This window comes from Variovorax sp. RTB1 (assembly GCF_035018765.1).
GTDB lineage: Bacteria > Pseudomonadota > Gammaproteobacteria > Burkholderiales > Burkholderiaceae_C > Variovorax.
This window is the reverse complement of record NZ_JASJXG010000014.1, coordinates 47,076-69,484: the sequence shown is the minus strand read 5'-3', so window position 1 is coordinate 69,484 and position 22,409 is coordinate 47,076. Positions and strand designations below refer to the sequence as shown.

The following is a 22,409-nucleotide window of genomic DNA, read 5'->3' as shown; positions in this document are numbered from 1 at the left end:
AGAGGAGTCGCGTAGCAAGTGAATCGATGCGGGCGCTGTGCATTTTTCAGATGGGACCGATCGGGTCGTTGAACTTGATGAACTCTTTCAAGCACCCGATCAACACGCGAAGCGCGGGTTCGATGTCGGCTTCTTCGACACACGCATAGCCGAGCAACAGGCCACGCCGTCCGCCGCCGCGCAGGTAGTAGCGCGACAACGGTCGGGTCAACACGCCGCGTGCCTGCGCTGCTTCGGCGATGGCCACATCGTCGCAATCGTCGGGCAGACGCAGCACCAGATGCAGACCGGCATTGCTCGATTGCGCATCGAGAAAATCGGTGCCAAGGTGCTGCACGATCAGCGCTACGAGCAACGCACGCCGCCGTGCGTAGAGCACGCGCATTCGACGAATGTGTGCGGCGTAGTGGCCTTGCTCGATCAGCTCGGCGAGGGCCGCCTGCGTGATGGCATGGCCTTCTCGGTACAGGTCGGCGTGCGCGGTGCGAAAGGGCGCAGCCAGCGCGCGCGGCAGCACCATGTAGCCAACGCGCAAACCAGGGAACAGCGTCTTGCTGAAGGTGCCGATGTAGATCACCGGCGCATCGGCTTCCAGGCCTTGCATCGACGGAATCGGTTTGCCGGCAAAGCGGAACTCACTGTCGTAGTCGTCTTCGACGACCCAGCCTTCGGAGGCGCGTGCGATGTCGAGCAACTCGCGTCGCCGCGCCAGGCTCATGACCGAGCCGAGCGGGTACTGATGCGACGGCGTGGTGAAGATCAGCCGTGGCGGCGTGCGTCCGCGCGGCAAGCCGCCATCGACGGAATCAACGGCCTCGACGCGCATGGGCCGCACCACCGTCGAGCCCATCTGCAGCACCTTGTGAAAGCCCCAGTAACCAGGCTCTTCGACCCACACGGTATCGCGCGGATCGACCAGCATGCGCAGCGTGAGGTCGACCGCCTGGTGCACGCCTTCGGTCACCAGGATCTGGTCGGGCGCGCAGCGCACCGAACGCGCCACACGCAGATGCTCTGCGATAGCGGCGTGCAGGGCAGGGTGGCCGCCGCCATGCGAATAGGTCAGCAGCTCGGGCGCGGGATTGCGCCACAGCCGCGTGAGGATGCGGCTGAACTGGCGATGCGGAAACTGCGTGACGTCCGGCACGCCGGGCATGAAGGCGCCCCATTGCAGCGGTGCGGCCGAGGCATTGGCGAGCAGCGCCTGTGCGCGGCGCGACAGGCGCACGTCCCCGTTTGCGACATCGACTTCGGCGGCAGTGCGGTCGACCGAGAGAAAACTTTCCGGCGTGGTCGCAGCGACGAAGGTGCCGCTGCCGACGCGCGAGTGCACATAGCCTTCGGCGCGCAATTGCTCGTAGGCGTGCAGCACCGTGTTGCGCGACACGCCGATCTCACGGGCCAGGTCGCGCGAGGCGGGCAGAGGCGACGAGGGCGGCAGGCTGGCGTCGAGGATGGCGCCGCGCAGGCAGTCGTAGAGCTGGCGGTTGAGTGCGGTGCCTGCTTCCCGTGGAGTACCGTTCTCAGGCGACATCCGCTGCAAAACGAGGTCCGCGCAAATGGATTTCATGGTCGATTGTGATTGGCTCCATTGAATCGCGCAAAGCGGATCTTTTGTCTGGGGCCAATCCGGCGTCCAATCGGCGCAGGACTTCTGACTTCCTTTTGCCTTCGATCGACTTCACAGGAATTGCCATGACCAACAGCGAACTGCAAACCCGCCGCCTTGCCGCCACCCCACGCGGCGTCGGCGTGATGTGCGACTTCTATGCCCAGCGCGCCGAGAACGCGAGCCTGTGGGATGTCGAAGGCCGCGAGTACATCGACTTCGCGGCAGGCATCGCTGTGGTCAACACCGGGCACCGCCATCCGCGCGTGGTGGCAGCCATCGCCGCGCAGCTGGAGTGCTTCACGCACACGGCCTACCAGATCGTTCCGTACGAGAGCGTGGTCACGCTGGCCGAGCGCATCAACGCGCTGGTGCCGATCAGCGGGCCGACCAAGACGGCCTTCTTCACCACCGGCGCCGAGGCAGTCGAGAACGCCATCAAGATCGCACGTGCGCACACCAGGCGCTCGGGCGTCATCGCTTTCGGCGGCGGCTTTCATGGCCGCACGATGATGACGCTCGCGCTCACCGGCAAGGTCGCGCCGTACAAGGTCGGCTTCGGTCCGTTCCCGGCCGAGGTGTTCCATGTGCCATACCCCGAGGCACTGCAGGGCGTGACGGCGGCCGATTCGCTGGCCGCGATCGCACGCCTCTTCAAGACCGACATCGAGCCGCAACGCATCGCCGCGATCATCCTGGAGCCGGTGCAGGGCGAAGGCGGCTTCAACGTCGCGCCGACCGAGCTGATGCAGGGCCTGCGCGCGCTGTGCGACCAGCACGGCATCGTGCTCATCGCCGACGAAGTGCAAAGCGGTTTCGGCCGCACCGGCAAGCTCTTTGCCATGGAACACCACGGCGTCGAGCCCGATCTCATCACGATGGCCAAGAGCCTGGCGGGCGGCATGCCGCTGTCGGCCGTGTCGGGGCGCGCGGACATCATGGACGCGCCGTTGCCGGGCGGCCTGGGCGGCACCTACGCGGGCAACCCGCTGGCGGTTGCTGCGGCGCTCGCGGTGCTCGACGTGATCGAAGAAGAGAAACTTTGCGCACGCTCGGTGCGGCTTGGCGAAAGGCTAACGATGCGCTTGCTGGCCGCCAAGGAATCGAATGCCGGCATCGCCGAAGTTCGCGCGCAGGGCTCGATGGTCGCGATCGAATTGCGCGACGCGGCCGGTGCGCCCGACGCCGAGGCGGTCCGCCGCGTGCAACAACGCGCCATGGCGCAGGGCCTGTTGCTGCTCAGCTGCGGCATGTACGGCAACGTGATCCGCTTTCTCTATCCGCTGACCATCCCCGATGCGCTGTTCGACCGCGCACTCGACATCATCGACGACGCGCTCAAGGCCTGAAAGGCATAGCGAACCAGACCGGGGATCACATCCCCACGTAGTTCGGTCCGCCGCCGCCTTCGGGCGTGACCCACACGATGTTTTGCGTCGGGTCCTTGATATCGCAGGTCTTGCAGTGCACGCAGTTCTGCGCGTTGATCTGCAACCGCTCCTTGCCGGCATTCGCCTCGTCGGCCACGTACTCGTAGACGCCGGCCGGGCAATAGCGCTGCTCCGGGCCCGCGTACTCGGGCAGGTTGATCCGGGTGGGCACCGTCGGGTCTTTCAGCGTCAGGTGCGCCGGCTGATTTTCCTCATGGTTCGTGTTGCTCACGAACACCGACGAGAGCCGGTCGAAGGTCAGCTTGCCGTCCGGCCGCGGATAAACGATCTTCTTCGCGGTGTTGGCCTTCTTCAGCCGCACGTGGTCGGCCTCTTTGCGGTGGATGGTCCATGGGATCTTGCCGCGCAGCACCAGCTGCTCGATGCCGGTCATCACCGTGCCGACAGCCAGACCCTTCTTGAACCACTGCTTGAAGTTGCGTGCCTTGTTGAGTTCGGTGTGCAGCCAGCTCCGCTCGAAAGCTGCCGGGTAGGCGACGAGCTCGTCGTGCTGCCGCCCGGCCTGCACCGCCTCGAATGCCGCTTCGGCCGCCAGCATGCCGGTCTTGAGCGCGGCGTGGCTTCCCTTGATGCGGCTCGCGTTCAGGTAGCCGGCTTCGCAGCCGACCAGCACGCCACCGGGAAACACCGTCTTGGGCAGCGAGAGCAGGCCGCCGGCGGTGATGGCACGGGCGCCGTAGCTCAGGCGCTTGGGCGCCTTCAAGCCTTTGTCTTGTCCTTCGAAGTACCAGCGGATGTTCGGGTGCGTCTTAAAGCGCTGGAACTCCTCGAACGGGCTCATGTACGGGTTCTGGTAGTCGAGCCCGACCACGTAGCCGACGATCAGCTGGTTGTTCTCCGCGTGGTAGACGAAAGAGCCGCCATACGTGTCAGTCGGCAGCGGCCAGCCGGCCGTGTGGATGGCCAGGCCGGGCTGGTGGCGTGCCGGGTCGATCTCCCACAGCTCCTTGATGCCGATGCCGTAGCTCTGCGGATCCTTGCCGTCGTCCAGCTTGTATTTGGCGATGAGCTGGCGGCCCAAGTGTCCGCGCGAGCCTTCGGCGAACACGGTGTATTTGCCGTGCAGTTCCATGCCGAGCTGGAAGCTGTCGGTTGGCTCGCCGTCCTTGCCTAGCCCCAAATTGCCGGTGGCCACGCCGCGCACCTTGCCGTCGTCGGTGTAGAGCACTTCGGCGGCCGGGAAGCCGGGGAAGATTTCGACGCCCAGGTTTTCGGCCTGTTGCGCCAGCCACTTGGTGAAGTTGCCCAGGCTGATGATGTAGTTGCCGTGGTTCTGGAAGTTGCCCGGCAGCATGAAATTGGGGGTACGCACGCCGCCTTTTTCGCTGAGCAGCAGGAAGGCGTCTTCGGTCACCGGCTGGTTCAGCGGCGCACCCATCTCGCGCCAGGTCGGAAAGAGCTCGTCCAGGCCGCGCGGGTCCATGATGGCGCCCGACAAGATGTGCGCGCCAGGCTCGGAGCCTTTTTCGAGCACGACGACCGAGATCTCTTTCTCCTGTTCGGCCGCGAGCTGCTTCAGCCGGACTGCGGTGGCCAGGCCCGCCGGACCGCCACCGACGATCACCACGTCGTATTCCATGGCTTCACGGGGGCCGAACTGGGCGAGGATTTCGTCGTGGGTCATTGGTTGTAAGGTCTCGTCGATAATGATTTTTTGAGGCACAAGCACCGCGGGGAAACCCATTTTATGCGGCGCGTCCGGCCACCGATGTCATCCATCGGCGACTCCGCCTCGCTACCCCTGGACAGGATTTACCTTTATGGCATACAGCATCGATCTTTCTGGCCGTGTGGCCTTCGTGACCGGCGCCTCGAGTGGTCTTGGTGCGCAGTTCGCGCAAACGCTGGCACGTGCCGGCGCGGCGGTGGTGCTCGCGAGCCGGCGCGTCGACCGGTTGAAAGACCTGCGCGCCCGCATCGAGGGCGAGGGCGGTGACGCCCACGTGGTCGAGCTGGACGTGACCGACATCGGAAGTATCCAGTCGGCAGTGGCGCATGCCGAGACCGAAGTCGGTGCCATCGACATCCTGGTCAACAACTCGGGCGTGAGCATCACGCAGCGCCTGCAGGACGTGACCGAAGAAGACTACGACTTCGTCTTCGACACCAACACCAAGGGCGCATTTTTCGTTGCGCAAGAGGTCGCTAAACGCATGATCGCGCGCGCTCGCGGCGCGGCGCCGGGCACCTACATGGGCGGCCGCATCATCAATATCGCATCGATGGCGGGACTCAAGGTGTTGCCGCAGATCGGGGTGTACGCGATGAGCAAGGCGGCAGTGATCCAGATGACCAAGGCGATGGCACTGGAGTGGGGCCGCTTCGACATCAACGTCAACGCGCTGTGCCCCGGCTATATCGCGACCGAGATCAATCGCGACCATTGGGAGACCGAAAACGGCAAGAAGCTGGTGGGCATGCTGCCGCGCAAGCGGGTCGGCAAGCCGGAATACCTCGACGGGCTGATCGTGTTGCTGGCGAGCGGGCAGAGCCACTTCGTGAACGGTGCGGTGATCGCGGCCGACGACGGCTTCGGGGTTTAAGGCATGCGGATCGAGCTCCCCGCCAAGAAAAAGCTGGTCTACGAGATGTCGATCCCCATTCGCTGGGGCGACATGGACGCAATGGGTCACCTGAACAACGGCACCTACTTTCGATACCTTGAAACAGCGCGCATCGACTGGATGAGCTCACTCGGCGTACCGACGAATGCGCCCGAAGGCGAGGGCATGGTGATCGTCAATGCCTTTTGCAACTTCTACCGTCAGCTCGAATACCCCGGCAACGTGTTGCTCAAGATGTATGTGAGCGACCCGGCACGCACCACCTTCGAGACTTGGGGGACGATGGCGCGGGCCGACGCACCCGATGTCGTGTGTGCGGAGGGTGGCGCGACCACGATCTGGATCGACTACGGCAAGCAGAAGGCCACGACTCTGCCGGACTGGCTGCGCGCGCTCGTCAGCGACTGAGCTGGCTTTCCGGCGCTCGTGTCGTCGACATGCGCTTCGGCGCGGGCTTCAACACGATGCGCGCTTCGAAGCCCTGCAGCGCACCGAGCGGTGGCGACGCCAGTTCGAGCTGCCCCTCGTGTTTTTGCACGATGGTCGCGACGATCGACAGGCCCAGACCATAGCCCGCCCGGTCGGCGCTGTGTCGAACATGCCGCTCCTGCAGCGACTGCAGCTGCGACGGCGTAACGCCGGGGCCGCCATCGCGCACCACGAGCTTGCAGTCGCGCGTGACTTCGATCGTCACGCGGGAGCCGCCGGCGTACTGCAATGCGTTCTCGACCAGATTGCGCAATGCGATGGCGAGCGCATCGAAGTCGCCGAGTGTGGCGGGCGCTTCTGCCTCTGTCTCCGCCTCGGCCTCTGTGTCGTCGCCGGGCAGCTTGAGGTCGATGCGGTGCATGGCCTGAAGCCAACCTTCCGGGCCATCGTTGCGGTCGTCCCGCCAGAACTCCTCTGCGACCGTGCCGGCCAGCTTGACCAGATCGACACGATCGAGCGACCAGGCCGCGCCCGATTCGGCCCGCGAGAGCTGAAGCAGTTTTTCAGTGCGATGGCTGAGCGTTTTCAGGGCGGCCAGCGCGGCGGCCACATCTTCGCGCCGCAGGTCATGGTCGAGGGCGGTTTGCAGACGCAGCCGCGCGGCCGCGAGCGGCGTGCGCAACTCATGTGCTGCGTTGGCGGCAAGCGCACGTTCGACGTCGAGCGACTGCGCCAGCCGCTCCAGCAAGCGATTCACATGATCGCCAACTGACAACAGCTCCTTCGGGAGTCCAGGCAGGCTGATCGGTCGCAAGTCGGCACCGCTGCGCTGTTCGATTTCACCGGTCATTTGTTGCAGCACCTTCAGCTCGGTGCGGGCAATGCGTCCCAGCAACACGGCCAGCAGTGGCACCAGCGCGACCAGCGGAAGCAGCATGCCAAAGAGCGTGCGGTTGAGTGCATCGCGTCGCTCGCTCTGCGGATCGGCCACTTGCAGAAACAGCGGGCGCGTCGGGTGCTTCACCGTGTAGATGCGCCACGTGTCGAGATTGACGAAGCCCGGCGACGCCGGTACGTCGAAGGTGTCCGGCGGCGTCTCCGCCGAGCGCAGCAACACCTGCTCGCTGGCATCGACCACCTGGTAGATCACCGCCGCATCCTTGAAGAGCGGCGTCGGCGCGACCAATGGCTGGCCAGGCACTTTGTCGGCGATGCGCCGGTCGACCTCTGCGACCGCGATGTCGAACATACGATGCGACACCTCGACCAGTTCGTTGTCGAAGTTGAAGTTGATCTCGCGGTCGACATACCAGACCACCGCCAGCACGCTCAGGAGCCAGATGCCGCCGACCCAGAAGATCAGCGTGCGGGCGAGGCGGCCGGCCAGTGTGTCGATTTGGATGCGGCGCACTTCACTGGTCCTCGTCCGCCGCCGATGCCAATCGGTAACCGAGACCGCGCAGGGTCTGGATGTGGCCGTGCCCGAGCTTGCGGCGCAGCCGGCTGATGAAGACCTCCAGCGTGTTGCTGTCGGTGTCGTCGTCGAAGCCGTAGAGCGCGTCTTGCAGCAGCTCGCGCGTGTGGATGCGCTCGGGGCGTGTGGCCATTACCCGCAGCAGCGCCCACTCCTTTTGCGTCAAGGTCACCGGCTCGCCGTTCTTGCGAACGCTGTCATGTGCCAGATCGATTTCGAGCGTGCCCAACTGCAGCACCGGCGCGCCGACCGAGCTGCGCCGGCGCTCGACGGCACGCAGGCGAGCCAGCAACTCTGCCGGGTCGTAGGGCTTGACGAGGTAGTCATCGGCGCCGGCATCCAGCCCACGGATGCGGTCGGTGACCTGGTCGCGCGCCGTGAGCACGATGACGATGGGACGGTCGCGCAGGGCGCGTATTTGCGGGAAGAGCGAGAGGCCGTCGCCGTCGCCCAGATGCAGGTCGAGCAATACGGCGGCGTACTGCGCCTGAAGCAGTGCGGCACGCGCCTCGGCCAGGCCGGGTGCCGCGTCGACTACGAACGACTTGGCCTGCAGGTAGCCCCGCAACGCATCGCTCAAAGCCATGTCGTCTTCGACCAGCAAAACGCGCACTTGGTATCCTTTTCTTGGGCTCTCTTCAAGACGCTCGATGGGTAACGGTCGAGTCTAGTGCGCTCTTCAGGCTTCGTTCAGGCTAAAGCCCTATGCTCTGTCCTCGGTTTTCGCGACCGACCGTGATCGTCCCGCGTTCGCTGCGCTGTTCAAACGCTGCATGAATCGACCGTCTCCCATTTCCTCTTTTCCTTCATCTCCGCTCGGCACGTCCCGTCTTGTCGGCATCACGCTCGTCTTGCTCCTGTGCGTCCTGGCCTGGGATGTGTCCGGACTCGACCTGGCGGCGGCGCAGGTCTTCGGCACGCCGGCGGGATTTCCGTGGCGCTGGAGCAAACAGCTCTCTTTCTGGCTGCACGACGTGCCCCGCATTGGCAGCTGGTTCGTGCTGGCCGCCTGCTTCGCGTCGATTCGCTGGCCGGTCAGCGTGCTGCGGCAGCTCGACCGCGTCGAACGAACCCAGCTGGCCTTGTCTGCGTTGGCCGCAGTGCTCGCCGTGTCGTTGATGAAGTCGCACAGCAAGACCAGTTGCCCATGGGATCTGCAGGTTTTCGGCGGCATTGCGCACTATGTTTCGCACTGGGCGATCGGGGTGGCGGACGGTGGGCCGGGTGGGTGCTTTCCGGCCGGTCATGCCTCAGCGGCCTTCGCCTGGTTCGGCGGGTACTTCGTCTTCAGGCACGCCTCGCCGGCCGTGGCGCGCCGCTGGTTGGTCGTGGTGCTGGTGATGGGCAGCGTGTTCGGCATCGTTCAGCAAATGCGGGGCGCGCACTACATGAGCCACACGTTGTGGACCGCATGGATTTGCTGGACGGTCACGTTCGCGATCGATGCGGCGGTGCGTTTCGCGCGGAGGCCCGCAGTGCGCATTGCCGCTAAAGAGGCGGCTTGAAGCGCCATGAAGATATCAAGGGATTAAAAGAATGACGACGACTTCCAGCCCGCTCGCAACTTTCGATGCATGGGTTCGCCAACCGCGGTCGGCACGCACGTTCATTTTCTGCCTGAGCCTGTATCTGGCAGTGGCCGCCAACTGGGCGCTGTGGATCGATCTGGCCCGCATCGGCGGTGCGCCCAGCGTGTACCTGCGCACCATCGGCGCGATGGCGCTGCTGATGATCGCGGGCACCACCGCGCTGCTGTCGTTCACCGCGTGGTCGCGCTTCATGAAGCCATTGTGGTTCGCGGTCGTGGTGCTGGCGGCGGTGGTGCAGCACTACATGTTGGCCTATCACATCGTGATGGACCCGAGCATGATGGCCAATGCGACGCAGACCGATCCGCACGAGGTGCGCGACCTGCTGAGCTGGCGCATGGCGCTCAACGTACTGCTGGTCGTCGCGCTGCCGGCCTTCTGGATCTGGCGCATGCGCATCAAGCGGATGCCACTGTGGTCGCAGGGGTGGCGCAACCTGGCGCTCGCCGCGGCGGCGCTGGCCATCGGCCTCGGCGGCGCCTTTGTCATGAACCGCGACCTCGCCCCGTTGATGCGCAACGAGGTGCATCTGCGCTACATGATCAATCCGTTGGCGCCGCTCTATTCGGCGATGCGCGTGGCGGTCAAACCGCTCTTTCAGCGCAGCGGAAAATTGATTCCGATCACGGCTGGCGCCAAGCTCGGTGCCAGCTATGCCGCCCAGGCCAGGCCGCCTCTCTTCGTGGTGGTCGTCGGCGAAACGGCGCGTGCCGATCACTTCGCGCTGAACGGCTATGCGCGCAACACCAACCCGGAGCTGGCGAAGCGCGACGTCTACAGCTTTCACAACGTTCACTCGTGCGGTACCAACACGCTGGCATCGGTGCCGTGCATGTTCTCTTCACTCGGCAAGACGGATTTCGAGGCGCGCAAGGACGAGCATGAGAACCTGCTCGACGTGCTGCAGGCGTCTGGCCTCGCGGTGTTCTGGATCGAGAACCAGTCGGGCTGCAAGGACGTGTGCAATCGCGTGCCCAATGCGTCGGCCGTGACAAGTCTTTCTGCAGCCGACAAGGCTGCGCTCTGCGACGGCGACGAGTGCCTCGACGATGCGTTGCTCAAGGGACTCGACGAGCGGCTGGCCGCCTTGCCGCCGGAACGCCGCGGCAAAGGCGTGGTGCTCGTCATGCACCAAATGGGCAGCCACGGCCCGGCTTACTACAAGCGCTCGACCGCCGACGTGAAGCAGTTCCTGCCCGAATGCCGGACCAATGCGCTGGCTGAATGCGGCCATACCGAACTGGTCAACGGCTACGACAACTCGATCTTGTACACCGATCGTTTTCTCGGTCGCACCATCGACTGGCTCAAGACGCAATCCAAGGACTACGACACCGCGCTGCTGTACCAGAGCGACCATGGCGAATCGCTCGGCGAGTTCGGCCTGTTCCTGCATGGCTTGCCCTACAGCATCGCACCCGAAGTGCAAAAGCACATCCCGCTGGTGGCGTGGTTCGGCGATGGCATGGTCAAGCGCCAGAAGCTGTCGAGTGCTTGCCTTAAAGGCGAGCTCGACAAGCCCTATACGCACGACAACCTGTTCCACACCGCGCTCGGTGTGATGGACGTGCAGTCGCCGACCTACAAGCCGGCGCTCGACATGTTCGCTGCGTGTCGCGCCCCTGCGGCCTGAGGCCTTATTTCTTCTCGCGTGGCACGCGGCCCATCATGAAGAACTCGTTGTTCGGCTGCATGCCGCTGAAGCTGGCCATGCGGTTGCTCAGGCCGAAGAACGAGGTGATCGCGGCGATGTCCCAGATGTCTTCATCGTCGAAGCCGTGTGCATGCAATGCGGTGAAGTCGGCATCGTCGATCTCGTGCGAGCGGTCGCAGACCTTCATCGCGAAGTCGAGCATCGCGCGTTGGCGCGGCGAGATGTCGGCCTTGCGGTAGTTGACCGCCACCTGGTCCGCGACCAGCGGCTTCTTCTCGTAGATGCGCAGCAATGCGCCGTGCGCCACGACGCAATAGAGGCACTGGTTGGCCGCGCTGGTGGTCGTGACGATCATCTCGCGGTCGCCTTTGGTGAGCGAGCCTTCTTCCTTCAGCATCAACGCGTCGTGGTACGCGAAGAAGGCGCGCCACTCCGCGGGCCGGCGTGCCAACGCAAGGAAGACGTTGGGTACGAAGCCCGCCTTTTCCTGCACTTCGAGCACGGCGGTGCGGATGTCTTCAGGCAAGTCCTTGAGTTCGGCGAGCGGGTAGCGATCTGTCATGCATGTCTCCGTTGTTGGATGGGCCGATGATTTTTATTAGTCGACCGGAATGATAGGCATGGACGGTGGCCCGCAGCGCGATGCGGCGGATAGGGACATGATGACTCCGCAAAACAAAGGGGGCGGCCTTGTTCCGCCCTGCACATGATGAGTGATCTGTCACACCCCGGCCGGCGCGGCTTCCTGCGCCGCTCCATCGCAATCGTTCCTGCAGCGACCGCGCTCACCGCCACCGGCTTCGTCACCGCGCAGAACGTCACGGCGCCTGCATCTCCCGCTTCCGGTACCGCTTCCTCTGCAGCGAGTACGGCGAACTATGTTCCGGTCTACTTTCATGCCGACGAGTGGGCCTTCATCAAGGCCGCTGTCGCACGGTTAATACCTTCGGACGACATCGGCCCCGGCGCCATCGAAGCGGGCGTGCCCGAGTTCATCGACAGGCAAATGGAAGGTTCGTTCGGCCAGGCCGCGACCTGGTACATGCAAGGGCCGTTCGTGCCGAGCTCGCCGCTCTTCGGCTACCAGGGAAAGATGCTGCCGCGCGAGGTCTATCGCGCCGGAATCGCCGCGACCGATGCCTGGTGCAAGGCGCAGAAGGGCGGCAAGACTTTCGCGCAACTCGATGCCGCGCAGCAGGACGAAGTGCTCAAGGGGCTCGACACCGAGACGATCAAGTTCGACAACGTCGGTGCCAAGGATTTCTTCACCTTCCTGTTGCAGAACACCAAGGAAGGCTACTTCAGCGACCCGATCCACGGCGGCAACAAGAACGCCGCTGCCTGGAAGATGATCGGCTTTCCCGGAGCCCGCGCCGACTATCTCGACTGGGTCGACAAGCCCGGCGTTCATTACACGCTGCCGCCCGTCAGCATCAGCGGCCCGCAAGGCTGAGGGGCGCGACATGGCAAACATCAAGAAGCCGAGCGTCGATGCGGTGCTCGTCGGCTTCGGCTGGACCGGCGCCATCATGGGCATGGAACTCACCGCCGCCGGCCTCAAGGTGCTGGCGCTCGAACGCGGTGAAGGCCGCGACACGGTGCCCGACTTCGCGTACCCGCGCATCACCGACGAGCTGAGCTACGGCATCCGCGGCAAGCTGTTCCAGAACCTGTCAAAAGAGACGGTGACGATCCGTCATATGCCCGCGGATACGGCGGTTCCGTATCGCCAGCACGGCTCGTTCTTGCTGGGCGATGGCGTCGGTGGCGCCGGCGTTCACTGGAACGGCCATCACTGGCGCGCACTGCCGGCGGACCTTCGTTTGCGCAGCACCTACGAAGAGCGCTACGGCAAGAAGTTCATCCCCGAAGGCATGAACCTGCAGGACTTCGGCGTGACCTACGAAGAGCTGGAGCCGCACTTCGACCAGTTCGAAAAGATCTGCGGCACCTCGGGCAAGGCCGGCAACATCCGCGGCCAGATCCAGGCGGGCGGCAACATCTTCGAAGGTGCGCGCGCCAACGAATATCCGCTGCCGCCATTGGCCTCGCCGAACAGCGCGGTGCTGTTCGAGAAGGCGGCGCGCGAGCTGGGCTTCCATCCATTCCCACAGGCTGCGGCCAATGCATCGCGGGCGTATACGAACCCACACGGCGCACAGCTCGGCCCGTGCAACTTCTGCGGCTTCTGCGAACGCTATGGCTGCTACATGTACGCCAAGGCCGCGCCGCAAACGACCTTGCTGCCGACCTTGATGAAGCGGCCCAACTTCGAACTGCGCACGCGCTCGCATGTGCTGCGCGTCAACATGTCGCCCGACGGCAAACGCGCCACCGGCGTGACCTACGTCGACGCGCAAGGCAACGAGGTCGAGCAGCCCGCCGACATGGTCGTGCTGTGCGCCTACCAGATGCACAACGTGCGTTTGTTGCTGCTGTCGAACATCGGCAAGAAGTACGACCCGGCCACCGGCGAAGGCGTGGTCGGCCGCAACTATGCGTACCAGTTGAACGGCGGCGCTGCGCTGCACTTCGACAAGGAGCAGCCGATGAATCCTTTCGTCGGCTCGGGCGCCAGCGGCCACGCGATGGACGACTTCGACGGCGACAACTTCGACCATGGGCCACTCGGCTTCATCGGTGGTTCCAGCATCAACTGCATCAACACGGGCGGACGGCCGATCCAGCAGCTGAGCCTGCCCGCCGGCACGCCGACGTGGGGCGCAGGATGGAAGAAGGCCGCCAAGGAAAACTACATCTACCAGACCAGCCTCGGCGCACAGGGCTCGGTGATGTCTTACCGCGACAACTTCCTCGACCTCGATCCGACCTACAAGGACCAGTTCGGCCAGCCGCTGTTGCGAATGACCTTCGACTGGAAAGACAACGACATGGCGATGACCGAGTTCATCGGCGGTAAGGTCGAGCAGATCGCCAGGGCGATGAACCCCAAGCACATCAGCATGGGCTTCAAGAAGAAGGGCCAGCACTACGACGTGCGGCCGTACCAGTCGACGCACAACACGGGCGGCGCGGTGATGGGCACCGACCCTGCGACCAGCGCGATCAATCGCTACCTGCAGGTGTGGGACGTGCCCAATGTGTTCGTGATGGGCGCCAGCGCGTTCCCGCAGAACTTCGGCTACAACCCGACCGGCGTCGTCGCCGCGCTGGCCTACTGGTCGGCCAAGGCGATCCGCGAGCGCTACCTTAAGAACCCGGGAGCCCTGGCATGAGCGGCGCGCCCAGTGACGAGTCGAAGCCGATGTCGACTACCACGCGGCTGCGCATCACGGGCGTCGGCATGGTCATCGCTGCGGCGTTGACGACATGGGCCTTCGGGCAGAAGGCGGAGCCGTCGACCGGCACGCGGCCGGCTGCGGAGTCAAAGGCGGCGGCTGCCGTGACTGCACCCGCTGTAATGTCGCCCGCTGCTTCGCCGACACCCTCGGCCGATCCATCCGTCGAGCGCGGCCGTTATCTCGCCAAGGCCGGCGACTGCATCAGCTGCCACACCGGCCCCGGCGCTGCGCCCTTCGCCGGGGGCCTGCCGATGAAGACGCCTTTCGGCACCATCGTGTCGAGCAACATCACGCCCGACAAGAGCGCCGGCATCGGCGACTACACCGAAGCCGACTTCGCCCGCGCCTTGCGCGAAGGCGTGCGGCGCGACGGCAAGCACCTATACCCGGCCATGCCGTACCCGTCGTTCGCCAAGCTGAACGATGCCGACATGCACGACCTGTATGCGTACTTTCAGCAGGGCGTGGCACCTTCCGCCGTCAAGCCGCCGCCGACCGATCTGCCATGGCCTTTCAGCATGCGCTTCCTGATGATCGGCTGGAACCTGTTGTACCTTGACAAGGGCGTGTACCAGGCCGACTCGTCGCGCAGCGCCGAATGGAACCGCGGTGCCTACCTGGCGCAAGGGCTCGGCCATTGCGGCGACTGCCACACGCCGCGCTCGATGCTCGGCGGCGTCAAGGCCAACAGCGAGCGCAAGGGCGACAGTTATCTTGCAGGCGCATTGATCGATGGTTGGCTCGCGCAGCCGCTGCGCCACATGGACCAGCCGACTGCCGCGCAATGGTCGACCGACGACATGGTGGCCTACCTGAAGACCGGCCGCACGGCGCACACCGCGGCCTTCGGCCCGATGACGCAAGTGGTCGAGAACAGCACGCAGTACATGACGAAAGAGGATCTGGCGTCGATCGCGGCATATTTGCAATCGATCGGTGCGCCGGCCGGCACGCTGGCCGTCGCCGTGACGCCGCAAGTCGCGGTGGTCGCTGCGGCCGAGAAGCAGCCCGCGACGCAACAGCTTCGGTCCGGCACCGTCGCCGGAGCAGGAGCGATGGTCTATCTGAACAACTGCAATGCCTGCCATCGGTCGAACGCGACCGGTGCAGACAACACCTTCCCGGCGCTGGCCGGCAACACCGTCGTGAACGCGAAAGATCCGACCTCGCTGATCCGCATCGTGCTCGAAGGGTCGGCCCGTCCGGGCACCGTCGAATCGCCGTCGGCGCTGGCGATGCCCGGCTTCGGCTGGCGCCTGACCGATGCCAACGTAGCCGACATGCTGAGCTTCGTCCGGGCCAGTTGGGGCAACAAGGCGGATGCGGTGACGCCAGCGCAGGTGGCGACCGTGCGCAAGACGGTGACACCGATAGTCGGTCAGCGGTAGCCGTACTCAACAACCAGCCCGTCACGGCTAAGAAACATATAGATACATTTCGGTTACGATCCTGAAGTCAGGCTTCGGTCAGTTTTTGACTCGACGACGCCTGCATAACAACAGGAAGATCGCAATGAAATGGTTCGGGTTTGTGCTGGCGGCCAGTGCCGTGGCGGTGGCGGGTTGTTTGGTCGGTTGCGGCGGAGGCGGTGGAAGTAGCGGTGGCGGCGGATTCTTGCCCATTGCGCCAGCTGCGCCCGTTGCAGCATTGACGGTCAACGTCTCGATCAATGGCACGGCTGCGACGAGTGGCGGCAATGGCCAGTTCAGCGTCAAGCCCGGCGACACGGTCGAGATCACGCCCAGCCAGTCGGCCGACTGGACAACGAGCGATGCGGCGGCAAGCACCGCCGGGCTGCGCAATCCGAATGTGACTGCCACCAAATGGTCGGCTCAGATCGTCAACTCGACGACGGTCGCGACGACCTACACGATCACCGCCAAGGCGAGTGCCAATGCGGCGCTGACCAAAGACACAGTGCTCAACGTTGCCGCCGGCGACACGCGCAACGGTACGTACAAGGTCTTTGCAACCAACAGCGCCAAGCCGACGCTCGCACTCGACTTCGACGCCATGTCGTATGCCTTCACCGATGCCGACGGCGTCGTGTCGACGGATGTCTTCAGCGTCGATACCACGACGGCGGGTACCTACATGTTCAAGAGCGCCCGCAATACGGTAGCCACGAACAACGCGCGCTTTCGTCTGGCGACCGACACCATCGTCGGCGCGTTCCCGTTCGAGGTTGCCCAAGTCGCCGGGTCGTATGCCGTGCAGCCGTTCGTGGCGTCGCGCGCATTGGTCACCGCGCAAAACCAGCTCGACGGCATCTACACACGATTCGGCCTGACCATGACGGCCGCGACGCGCAACTCGGACATTCGCAAGACCAAGATTTCCGGCGGCGGCACGTTGCTCTTCAACTGCAATGAAGTGGCGATCACCGCAGTGGATGCATGTCCGGCCGCTTCGCTGGTGACCTACAACATCACGCCGGGCGCAACGCCCGATGCGTGGCGCGTCGTCAACGCAGCGGACCCTGCCGATGTGGGTGCTTTCTCGGTAGCCAAGGTGGCGGGTCAGAACGTGTACCTGTCAGCCGGCGTCATTGCCAGCACGCCAACCTCGTCGGCCATTTCGGTGTTTCGCATCGGCTTGTCATCCACAGCGGTCTGGCCGAGTACGGCTGCGATCGCTGCCGACACCAATGGCACATGGGGCTCTTTGAATTTCGATGCGACGACTTATGGTTCGACGGTGAAAAAGGGTGACGGCACTTCAGCGAGTGTCGGCTACGCACTGAGCTTTTCCGGGATCCCGGAAGGACTGGCCATCGCCAATCCGACAGGCCCCAACATCTACTTCGGCATGCAGAACGGCGCGCTGTCCGCGGTCGTCGGCGCGCGGGGCGGTCCGGTGGCGGGCTATCTGCAGATCGGGTTGATGAATTGAACGCAAGCTTCAACGCGTTGCAACGTTGCGCGCTGGCAACCGGGCTGCTTGTTTGCGCGTTCCTCTGTGGCTGCGCGTCGGTGACGCAGGGCCTCGAACAGTCGGTGAAGATCGAAACGCTGACGCCAGCCGGAGCTGTTCTTGACGGTGCCGAATGCAGGTTGTCCAACGACAAGGGCTCGTTCGTCGCGATGTCGGGGGCGAGCACCTTGGTGCGCCGTTCTGGCTCGAACCTGCTTGTGAATTGCCTGCTGGTCGGCCAACCCTCAGCGCAAGGCCAGGCGGTTTCCCGGGCCAATGCCGGAATGATGGGGAACGTACTGATTGGCGGTGCTATCGGTGCAGTGATCGATGCGGGCACGGGTGCCGGCTACACCTATCCAGCCTGGATGCAACTCGTGTTCGGCGAGGAGCGTCGCTTCGATCGCGGTGACAACCGTACGGATGCGGTCACGGTCGGTAGCGTCGTGGGACCCGCGCCAAATGCTGTGTCTGTCGCCGTGTCTGCGGAAACTGTGCCCTCAGCATTGCCATCAGTACCTTCAATAGCGCCAGCCGCGCAGCCCATCGCGGCTGTGGTTGCAGCCTCCGCGCCAACGACGGCGCTGCGACGCGGAGATGCGCTGGAATACGTGCTCGTGGATGAATTGACCGGACGGCGAAGCACCGTGATGTACCAGGTCGATCGCATCGATGGCGGTCGGGTCCTTTTCAATCAGGGTTCACGGATAGAGAAGATCGATGGCGAGGTGATCTCCATTTTTTCGGCCACAGGTGGGCTGTTCGACACCGCTTCGCCGCCGGGTGGTTGGGGCCGTCGCGATCTGAAGTCGGGGATGCGCTGGCAAGCCGACTTCGTCTCTGCGGTCGGTGAAAAAGGGCGCCACGACTTGACTGCGGTGGCAGTCGGTACGGGTACGGCGCGCATCGACGGCCGGGATCTGGTTGTCAGTCGTGTCGAGTACGAAGGCTGGATCTACCCGGGCTCTGCCGTCGTGTCGTTGACGACGATGCAGCCGGCGGCATTCAAGAGCACGGTGCTGTACTCGGCAGAACTCGGTCGCGTCGTGCGTTTCGACGCGGTTTTCAATCAAAGAGGCGCCCCTGTCAAAGAATCGCTTCAGCTGATCCGTGTCCTTCAGTGAACGAACCTCGGCCGCGCCACACGTTCTGATTGCGGCCCCGTCTAGCTTCGCAGTGCCTTGGGCGTTTCGCCCGACTCCAGCACCGCAAGATCGCTCTCGTCCTTCAACTCGACGCCCGTCAGGCCACGGCGCAAGGACTCGCGCATCAGCCATGCAAGCTTGAAGGCGGCGACGTCGTAGGCCAGGCCTTCGGGTCGTACGTTCGAGATGCAGTTGCGCTCCGCGTCGTGCCGGCCACGCCTTGGCGAATGCGTCAAGTAGATGCCGAGGCTGTCGGGCGAACTCAGACCCGGTCGCTCGCCGATGAGCATGACCGACAGCGCTGCGCCGAACACGTCGCCGGCCTCGTCGGCCAATGCGACGCGGGCTTGCGATGCGATGACCACCGGCGCGAATCGCGTGTCGGATGGCAAGTGTTTGCGCAACGCGGCGAGCAGCGGCACGGCATGGCGTTCGATCGCCAGTGACGACAGGCCATCGCCGATGACGATACACACCTCTGCACGTTGCGCCTCCGCGATCTGTGCGGCATCGGCACGCAACCTGGCCGCGTCTTCGGCATCGAGCTGACGGCCCAGGTCGGGGCGGCGCAGGTATTCGGTGCGGTCGGTCGCGCGACTGCGCACGCGCTCGACGGTCCAGCCATCGGCCTGCAACTCGGCCTCGAGCTTGTCGAGATCGAGCGCCGCATGAATGGCGTCGCGCGCCATCGCGTGGGCCCAGCCGAAGCGCAAGGTTTCGTCGGTCGGCATGCCGGAGCCGGCGCGGCCCAGCGCGAGGCGAGCCGGCGTGCGGGCACGCCATTCGTGCCAGGGGTTGGGCGTGACCGGCGAGGCTTGCGGCCCTGCAGCGGCGGCGTCGGCGGCGTCAGCAGAGGCGACAGCGGGAATGGCAACGGGCATGGCACCAGGCATTTTCGCGTCGGTCATGTGCCCAGCGCCTTCAGTCCGCCCATGCCCTCGAGCAGGCGATTGGATCGGTTGGAAGAGGGCGCAGCAAGACGCCCGCCGTCGTCCGTGATCTGCATCTTCTGCAACCACGCCTCGAACTCCGGCGCACGCTTCAAGCCCAGTGTTTCGCGCAGGAACAGCGCGTCGTGGAACGAGGTGCTCTGGTAGTTGAGCATCACGTCGTCGGCCCCCGGCACACCCATGATGAAGTTGATGCCCGCCGTGCCCAGCAGCACAAGCAGCGTGTCCATGTCGTCCTGGTCGGCTTCGGCATGGTTGGTGTAGCAGATGTCGCAACCGATGGGCAGGCCGAGCAGCTTGCCGCAGAAGTGGTCTTCGAGCCCTGCGCGAATGATCTGCTTGCCGTCGAACAGATACTCCGGTCCGATGAAGCCGACCACCGTGTTGATGAGAAACGGTTTGTACCGTCGCGCCAGCGCATAGGCGCGCACCTCGCAGGTCTGCTGGTCGACGCCGAAGTTGGCATTGGCCGACAGCGCGCTGCCTTGCCCGGTCTCGAAGTACATGACGTTGTCGCCGACCGTGCCGCGCTTGAGCGACAACGCCGCCGCATACGCTTCGTCGAGCAGTTCGGGCGTGACGCCGAAAGACAGGTTGGCTTTTTCGGTGCCGGCGATCGACTGGAACACCAGGTCGACCGGGGCCCCGGCTTCCACCAGCTTCAACGTGTTGGTCACGTGGGTCAGCACGCAGCTCTGCGTTGGAATTTCGAAGCGCTGGATCACCTCGTCGAGCATGTGCAGCAAGTTGCCGAGCACCGGCATGCTGTCCGATGCGGGGTTGAGTCCGATGACCGCATCGCCAGCACCGTAGAGCAGGCCGTCGAGCGTCGATGCCGCTACACCGCGCAGATCGTCGGTCGGATGGTTGGGTTGGAGTCGCACCGACAGATGGCCGGGCAGGCCGACGGTGTCTCTGAACCGCGTGACGACGCTGCATTTCTTGGCGACCGAAACCAGGTCCTGGTTGCGCATGAGCTTGGAAACCGCGGCGACCATTTCGGGTGTGAGGCCGGGTGCCAACGCTGTGAGCGTGACAGTGGTCGCCTGTTCCGACAGCAGCCAGTTGCGGAAGTCGCCGACCGTCAGATGCGAGACAGGCGCGAAGGCAGCGACGTCGTGGCTGTCGAAGATGAGGCGCGTGATGTTGTCGGTTTCGTAAGGCACCAACGCTTCGTTTAAAAATTGCTTGAGTGGTGTGTCGGCCAGGACATATCGGGCAGCCATGCGTTGTTGCGAAGTGGCCGCGCCGATGCCGGCCAGATAGTCGCCTGAACGCGCCGGACTCGCGAACGCCATGACCTGTTTGAGGTCATCGAACGTGAAGACTTGGCCTTCTATGGTGGTGCTGTATCGCATGTTCCTGGCGTGTCGATCTGGTAGCGGGTACTTCCCGTTCAGGTGGAAAGCATCGCATCCGGTGCAGCAGCCAGGCGCTGTTTGGCCGTCGCCAAAAAGTAACCGTAGCCCAACGCCATCAGCACGACGAAGAACAGCGTCAGCATCGCATTGAACCAGACCATGGCCCCCAGGCATACCAGCCCCAGGCCGAACGCGATGGCGGGAAACACGGGGTAGAAGGGCGCGCGATAGGTGCGCAACAAATCCGGCTCGGACTTGCGCAGCTTGAACAGTGCCGCCATCGAAATCAGGTACATCACGATCGCGCCGAGCACGGCCATCGTCACGATGTTGGCGGTCAGGGTCTGGCCGCCGAACTGGACCAGCTCGTCGCTGAAGATGGCGACGACACCGATCACGCCACCGGCCAACAGCGCGCGGTGCGGCGTGTTGAATCGGGGGCTCAGAGCGGCGAAGTACTTGGGCAAATAGCCGGCGCGGGCCAGCGCGAAGATCTGACGCGAGTAGCCCATGATGATTCCGTGGAAGGAGGCGATGAGGCCGAACAGGCCGATCCACACCAGCATGTGCAGCCAGCCGCTGTTCTCGCCGACCACCACCTTCATCGCCTGCGGCAACGGGTCGTTGATGTTGGCCAGCTTGCGCCAGTCGCCCACGCCGCCCGCGAAGATCATCACGCCGAAGGCGAGGATCACCAGCGTGACGATGCCGGTCGTGTAGGCGATGGGAATAGTCCGGTGCGGATCGCGCGCTTCTTCAGCCGCCATGGCCGCGCCTTCGATGGCGAGGAAGAACCAGATCGCAAACGGGATCGACGCGAAGATGCCGGAGACTGCCGCGCCGTTGAGCACGTCGCCGCCCGCCCATCCATTGGCGACGAAGTTGGCCAGCGACCAGCCCGGCGTGACCACGCCCATGAACATCAGCAGCTCGAAGATGGCGAGCAGCGTCACGAAGAGTTCGAAGGCCGCCGCGATGCCGACGCCGGCCCAATTGAGCGCGATGAAGATGACGTACGCGCCGAGCGCGAACCACTTCGGGTTGACGCCTGGAAACTGCACGTTGAGGTAAGCACCGATCGCCAGCGCGATGGCCGGCGGCGCGAAGACGAACTCGATCAGCGTGGCGAAGCCGGCCACGAAGCCGCCCGTCGGTCCGAAGGCGCGCCGCGCATAGGCGAAGGGTCCTCCGGCGTGCGGAATGGCGGTCGACAACTCGGTGAAGCTGAAGATGAAGGTCGTGTACATCGTCGCGACCAGCACGGTGGCGACCAGGAAGCCGAGCGTCCCGGCGGTGTTCCAGCCGTAGCTCCAGCCGAAGTATTCGCCCGAGATGACGAGGCCGACCGCGATGCCCCACAGCTGGAACGGACCAAGCACTTTTCGAAGACCCGAAGACATGGGGTTTTTCCTTCCAGGTTGCAGATGGCCATTGCACAGCAAGACCAATGCCACCGCGTGTCGGCCGTGGCGCTGCGGCTTCGCAATAATGGACCTTTTCCATGGGCGGCTTCATGGACCGCTCTCAACCTGCAAGGACTTCCCGTGCGATCTCTTCTTCTCTCTGTTTCCTTCGGTATCTCTGCCCTGTGCCTGTCCACTGCGAGCTTCGCGCAAAGCGCAGCCGTCACCACGCCGAGCGGGCTGGTTTACCAATCGCTGAAAGACGGCACCGGCGCCTCGCCGGCCGCGACCGACGTCGTCAAGGTCCACTACAAGGGCACCTTCCCCGACAGCGGCAAGGAATTCGATAGCTCGTACTCGCGCGGCGAGCCGACCGAATTTCCGCTGAACGGCGTGATCCCGTGCTGGACCGAAGGCGTGCAGAAAATGAAGGTCGGCGGCAAGGCCAAGCTGACCTGCCCACCGGCGATTGCCTACGGTTCACGCGGTGCCGGCGGTGTGATCCCGCCGAATGCGACGCTCAACTTCGAAGTCGAGCTGGTCGCGGTCAAAGGCAAGTAGCCGT

General features: G+C 64.3%; 19 protein-coding genes. 11 read left to right on the top strand and 8 right to left on the bottom strand.

The window, feature by feature from the left end:
- Positions 1–46 precede the first annotated feature (46 nt).
- On the bottom strand, positions 47–1,570 hold the full coding sequence (locus tag QN397_RS11480; RefSeq protein WP_323500918.1) for a PLP-dependent aminotransferase family protein: 1,524 nt from the start codon (positions 1,568–1,570) through the stop codon (positions 47–49).
- Between the two features lie 125 nt (positions 1,571–1,695).
- On the opposite strand from QN397_RS11480, the gene QN397_RS11475 reads away from it, so the two are divergent.
- Complete coding sequence (locus QN397_RS11475) at positions 1,696–2,958, top strand: 4-aminobutyrate--2-oxoglutarate transaminase (protein WP_323500917.1); 1,263 nt, start codon at positions 1,696–1,698, stop codon at positions 2,956–2,958.
- Between the two features lie 25 nt (positions 2,959–2,983).
- Here QN397_RS11475 and QN397_RS11470 read toward each other — a convergent pair whose 3' ends face one another.
- On the bottom strand, positions 2,984–4,684 hold the full coding sequence (locus QN397_RS11470) for an electron transfer flavoprotein-ubiquinone oxidoreductase (RefSeq protein WP_323500916.1): 1,701 nt from the start codon (positions 4,682–4,684) through the stop codon (positions 2,984–2,986).
- 136 nt (positions 4,685–4,820) lie between these two features.
- Here QN397_RS11470 and QN397_RS11465 point away from each other — a divergent pair, with 136 nt between their 5' ends.
- Positions 4,821–5,603: an SDR family oxidoreductase gene (locus QN397_RS11465; protein WP_323500915.1), complete on the top strand. Its 783-nt coding sequence runs from the start codon at positions 4,821–4,823 to the stop codon at positions 5,601–5,603.
- Positions 5,604–5,606: 3 nt separating this feature from the next.
- Entirely contained in the window at positions 5,607–6,032 is a 426-nt protein-coding gene (locus QN397_RS11460) for an acyl-CoA thioesterase (protein WP_323497516.1), read from the top strand.
- On the opposite strand, the gene QN397_RS11455 is transcribed toward QN397_RS11460, so the two are convergent.
- Both QN397_RS11455 and QN397_RS11450 read right to left on the bottom strand, forming a co-directional pair.
- Complete coding sequence (locus QN397_RS11455; RefSeq protein WP_323500914.1) at positions 6,022–7,464, bottom strand: HAMP domain-containing sensor histidine kinase; 1,443 nt, start codon at positions 7,462–7,464, stop codon at positions 6,022–6,024. The genes QN397_RS11460 and QN397_RS11455 overlap by 11 nt on opposite strands.
- A 1-nt stretch (position 7,465) precedes the next feature.
- A complete protein-coding gene (locus QN397_RS11450) occupies positions 7,466–8,140 on the bottom strand; it encodes a response regulator transcription factor (protein ID WP_323500913.1) in 675 nt (224 codons plus the stop codon).
- Positions 8,141–8,300: 160 nt separating this feature from the next.
- Between QN397_RS11450 and QN397_RS11445 the strand changes: the two genes are divergently transcribed.
- Entirely contained in the window at positions 8,301–9,032 is a 732-nt protein-coding gene (locus tag QN397_RS11445) for a phosphatase PAP2 family protein (protein ID WP_323500912.1), read from the top strand.
- A 31-nt stretch (positions 9,033–9,063) separates the two neighbouring features.
- Positions 9,064–10,749, top strand: coding sequence for a phosphoethanolamine--lipid A transferase (locus QN397_RS11440; RefSeq protein WP_323500911.1), 1,686 nt, complete (start codon positions 9,064–9,066; stop codon positions 10,747–10,749).
- Between the two features lie 4 nt (positions 10,750–10,753).
- Here the strand turns inward: QN397_RS11440 and QN397_RS11435 are convergent, their stop codons facing one another.
- The gene (locus QN397_RS11435) at positions 10,754–11,332 is read right to left on the bottom strand and encodes a peroxidase-related enzyme (RefSeq protein WP_323500910.1); all 579 of its coding nucleotides are present in this window, start codon (positions 11,330–11,332) and stop codon (positions 10,754–10,756) included.
- 147 nt (positions 11,333–11,479) lie between these two features.
- On the opposite strand from QN397_RS11435, the gene QN397_RS11430 reads away from it, so the two are divergent.
- The 5 genes from QN397_RS11430 (at position 11,480) to QN397_RS11410 (ending at position 18,109) form a co-directional block, all read left to right on the top strand.
- Positions 11,480–12,223 (top strand): gluconate 2-dehydrogenase subunit 3 family protein, encoded by a 744-nt coding sequence (locus QN397_RS11430; protein ID WP_323500909.1) that lies wholly within the window; start codon positions 11,480–11,482, stop codon positions 12,221–12,223.
- A gap of 10 nt (positions 12,224–12,233) precedes the next feature.
- Positions 12,234–14,006 (top strand): GMC family oxidoreductase, encoded by a 1,773-nt coding sequence (locus QN397_RS11425; RefSeq protein ID WP_323500908.1) that lies wholly within the window; start codon positions 12,234–12,236, stop codon positions 14,004–14,006.
- Positions 14,003–15,460 carry a cytochrome c gene (locus tag QN397_RS11420; protein ID WP_323500907.1) on the top strand — a complete coding sequence of 486 codons (1,458 nt, stop codon included), beginning with the start codon at positions 14,003–14,005 and terminating at the stop codon, positions 15,458–15,460. The genes QN397_RS11425 and QN397_RS11420 overlap by 4 nt, the downstream gene beginning before the upstream one ends.
- A 124-nt stretch (positions 15,461–15,584) precedes the next feature.
- The gene (locus QN397_RS11415) at positions 15,585–16,964 is read left to right on the top strand and encodes a hypothetical protein (RefSeq protein ID WP_323500906.1); all 1,380 of its coding nucleotides are present in this window, start codon (positions 15,585–15,587) and stop codon (positions 16,962–16,964) included.
- Positions 16,961–18,109, top strand: a complete 1,149-nt coding sequence (locus QN397_RS11410; protein ID WP_323500905.1) for a hypothetical protein — start codon at positions 16,961–16,963, stop codon at positions 18,107–18,109. The genes QN397_RS11415 and QN397_RS11410 overlap by 4 nt, the downstream gene beginning before the upstream one ends.
- A gap of 41 nt (positions 18,110–18,150) precedes the next feature.
- On the opposite strand, the gene eutC is transcribed toward QN397_RS11410, so the two are convergent.
- Genes eutC through eat form a run of 3 tightly spaced genes read right to left on the bottom strand, consistent with a single transcriptional unit; the run spans position 18,151 to position 21,841 of the window.
- Complete coding sequence (gene eutC / locus QN397_RS11405; RefSeq protein ID WP_323500904.1) at positions 18,151–19,038, bottom strand: ethanolamine ammonia-lyase subunit EutC; 888 nt, start codon at positions 19,036–19,038, stop codon at positions 18,151–18,153.
- Positions 19,035–20,438, bottom strand: coding sequence for an ethanolamine ammonia-lyase subunit EutB (locus QN397_RS11400; RefSeq protein WP_323500903.1), 1,404 nt, complete (start codon positions 20,436–20,438; stop codon positions 19,035–19,037). Before QN397_RS11400 ends, eutC begins: the two co-directional genes overlap by 4 nt.
- 38 nt (positions 20,439–20,476) lie before the next feature.
- Positions 20,477–21,841: an ethanolamine permease gene (gene eat / locus QN397_RS11395; RefSeq protein ID WP_187051569.1), complete on the bottom strand. Its 1,365-nt coding sequence runs from the start codon at positions 21,839–21,841 to the stop codon at positions 20,477–20,479.
- Positions 21,842–22,018: 177 nt separating this feature from the next.
- Here eat and QN397_RS11390 point away from each other — a divergent pair, with 177 nt between their 5' ends.
- Positions 22,019–22,405 carry an FKBP-type peptidyl-prolyl cis-trans isomerase gene (locus QN397_RS11390; protein ID WP_261802665.1) on the top strand — a complete coding sequence of 129 codons (387 nt, stop codon included), beginning with the start codon at positions 22,019–22,021 and terminating at the stop codon, positions 22,403–22,405.
- Positions 22,406–22,409: the final 4 nt, after the last annotated feature.

What these genes read in the sequence shown, in the direction of transcription:
- QN397_RS11480 (WP_323500918.1), bottom strand. Translation starts at nt 1,570, where the DNA reads ATGAAATCCATTTGCGCGGACCTCGTTTTGCAGCGGATGTCGCCTGAG.
- QN397_RS11475 (WP_323500917.1), top strand. Translation starts at nt 1,696, where the DNA reads ATGACCAACAGCGAACTGCAAACCCGCCGCCTTGCCGCCACCCCACGC.
- QN397_RS11470 (WP_323500916.1), bottom strand. Translation starts at nt 4,684, where the DNA reads ATGACCCACGACGAAATCCTCGCCCAGTTCGGCCCCCGTGAAGCCATG.
- QN397_RS11465 (WP_323500915.1), top strand. Translation starts at nt 4,821, where the DNA reads ATGGCATACAGCATCGATCTTTCTGGCCGTGTGGCCTTCGTGACCGGC.
- QN397_RS11460 (WP_323497516.1), top strand. Translation starts at nt 5,607, where the DNA reads ATGCGGATCGAGCTCCCCGCCAAGAAAAAGCTGGTCTACGAGATGTCG.
- QN397_RS11445 (WP_323500912.1), top strand. Translation starts at nt 8,301, where the DNA reads ATGAATCGACCGTCTCCCATTTCCTCTTTTCCTTCATCTCCGCTCGGC.
- QN397_RS11440 (WP_323500911.1), top strand. Translation starts at nt 9,064, where the DNA reads ATGACGACGACTTCCAGCCCGCTCGCAACTTTCGATGCATGGGTTCGC.
- QN397_RS11435 (WP_323500910.1), bottom strand. Translation starts at nt 11,332, where the DNA reads ATGACAGATCGCTACCCGCTCGCCGAACTCAAGGACTTGCCTGAAGAC.
- QN397_RS11430 (WP_323500909.1), top strand. Translation starts at nt 11,480, where the DNA reads ATGAGTGATCTGTCACACCCCGGCCGGCGCGGCTTCCTGCGCCGCTCC.
- QN397_RS11425 (WP_323500908.1), top strand. Translation starts at nt 12,234, where the DNA reads ATGGCAAACATCAAGAAGCCGAGCGTCGATGCGGTGCTCGTCGGCTTC.
- QN397_RS11420 (WP_323500907.1), top strand. Translation starts at nt 14,003, where the DNA reads ATGAGCGGCGCGCCCAGTGACGAGTCGAAGCCGATGTCGACTACCACG.
- QN397_RS11415 (WP_323500906.1), top strand. Translation starts at nt 15,585, where the DNA reads ATGAAATGGTTCGGGTTTGTGCTGGCGGCCAGTGCCGTGGCGGTGGCG.
- eutC (WP_323500904.1), bottom strand. Translation starts at nt 19,038, where the DNA reads ATGACCGACGCGAAAATGCCTGGTGCCATGCCCGTTGCCATTCCCGCT.
- QN397_RS11400 (WP_323500903.1), bottom strand. Translation starts at nt 20,438, where the DNA reads ATGCGATACAGCACCACCATAGAAGGCCAAGTCTTCACGTTCGATGAC.
- eat (WP_187051569.1), bottom strand. Translation starts at nt 21,841, where the DNA reads ATGTCTTCGGGTCTTCGAAAAGTGCTTGGTCCGTTCCAGCTGTGGGGC.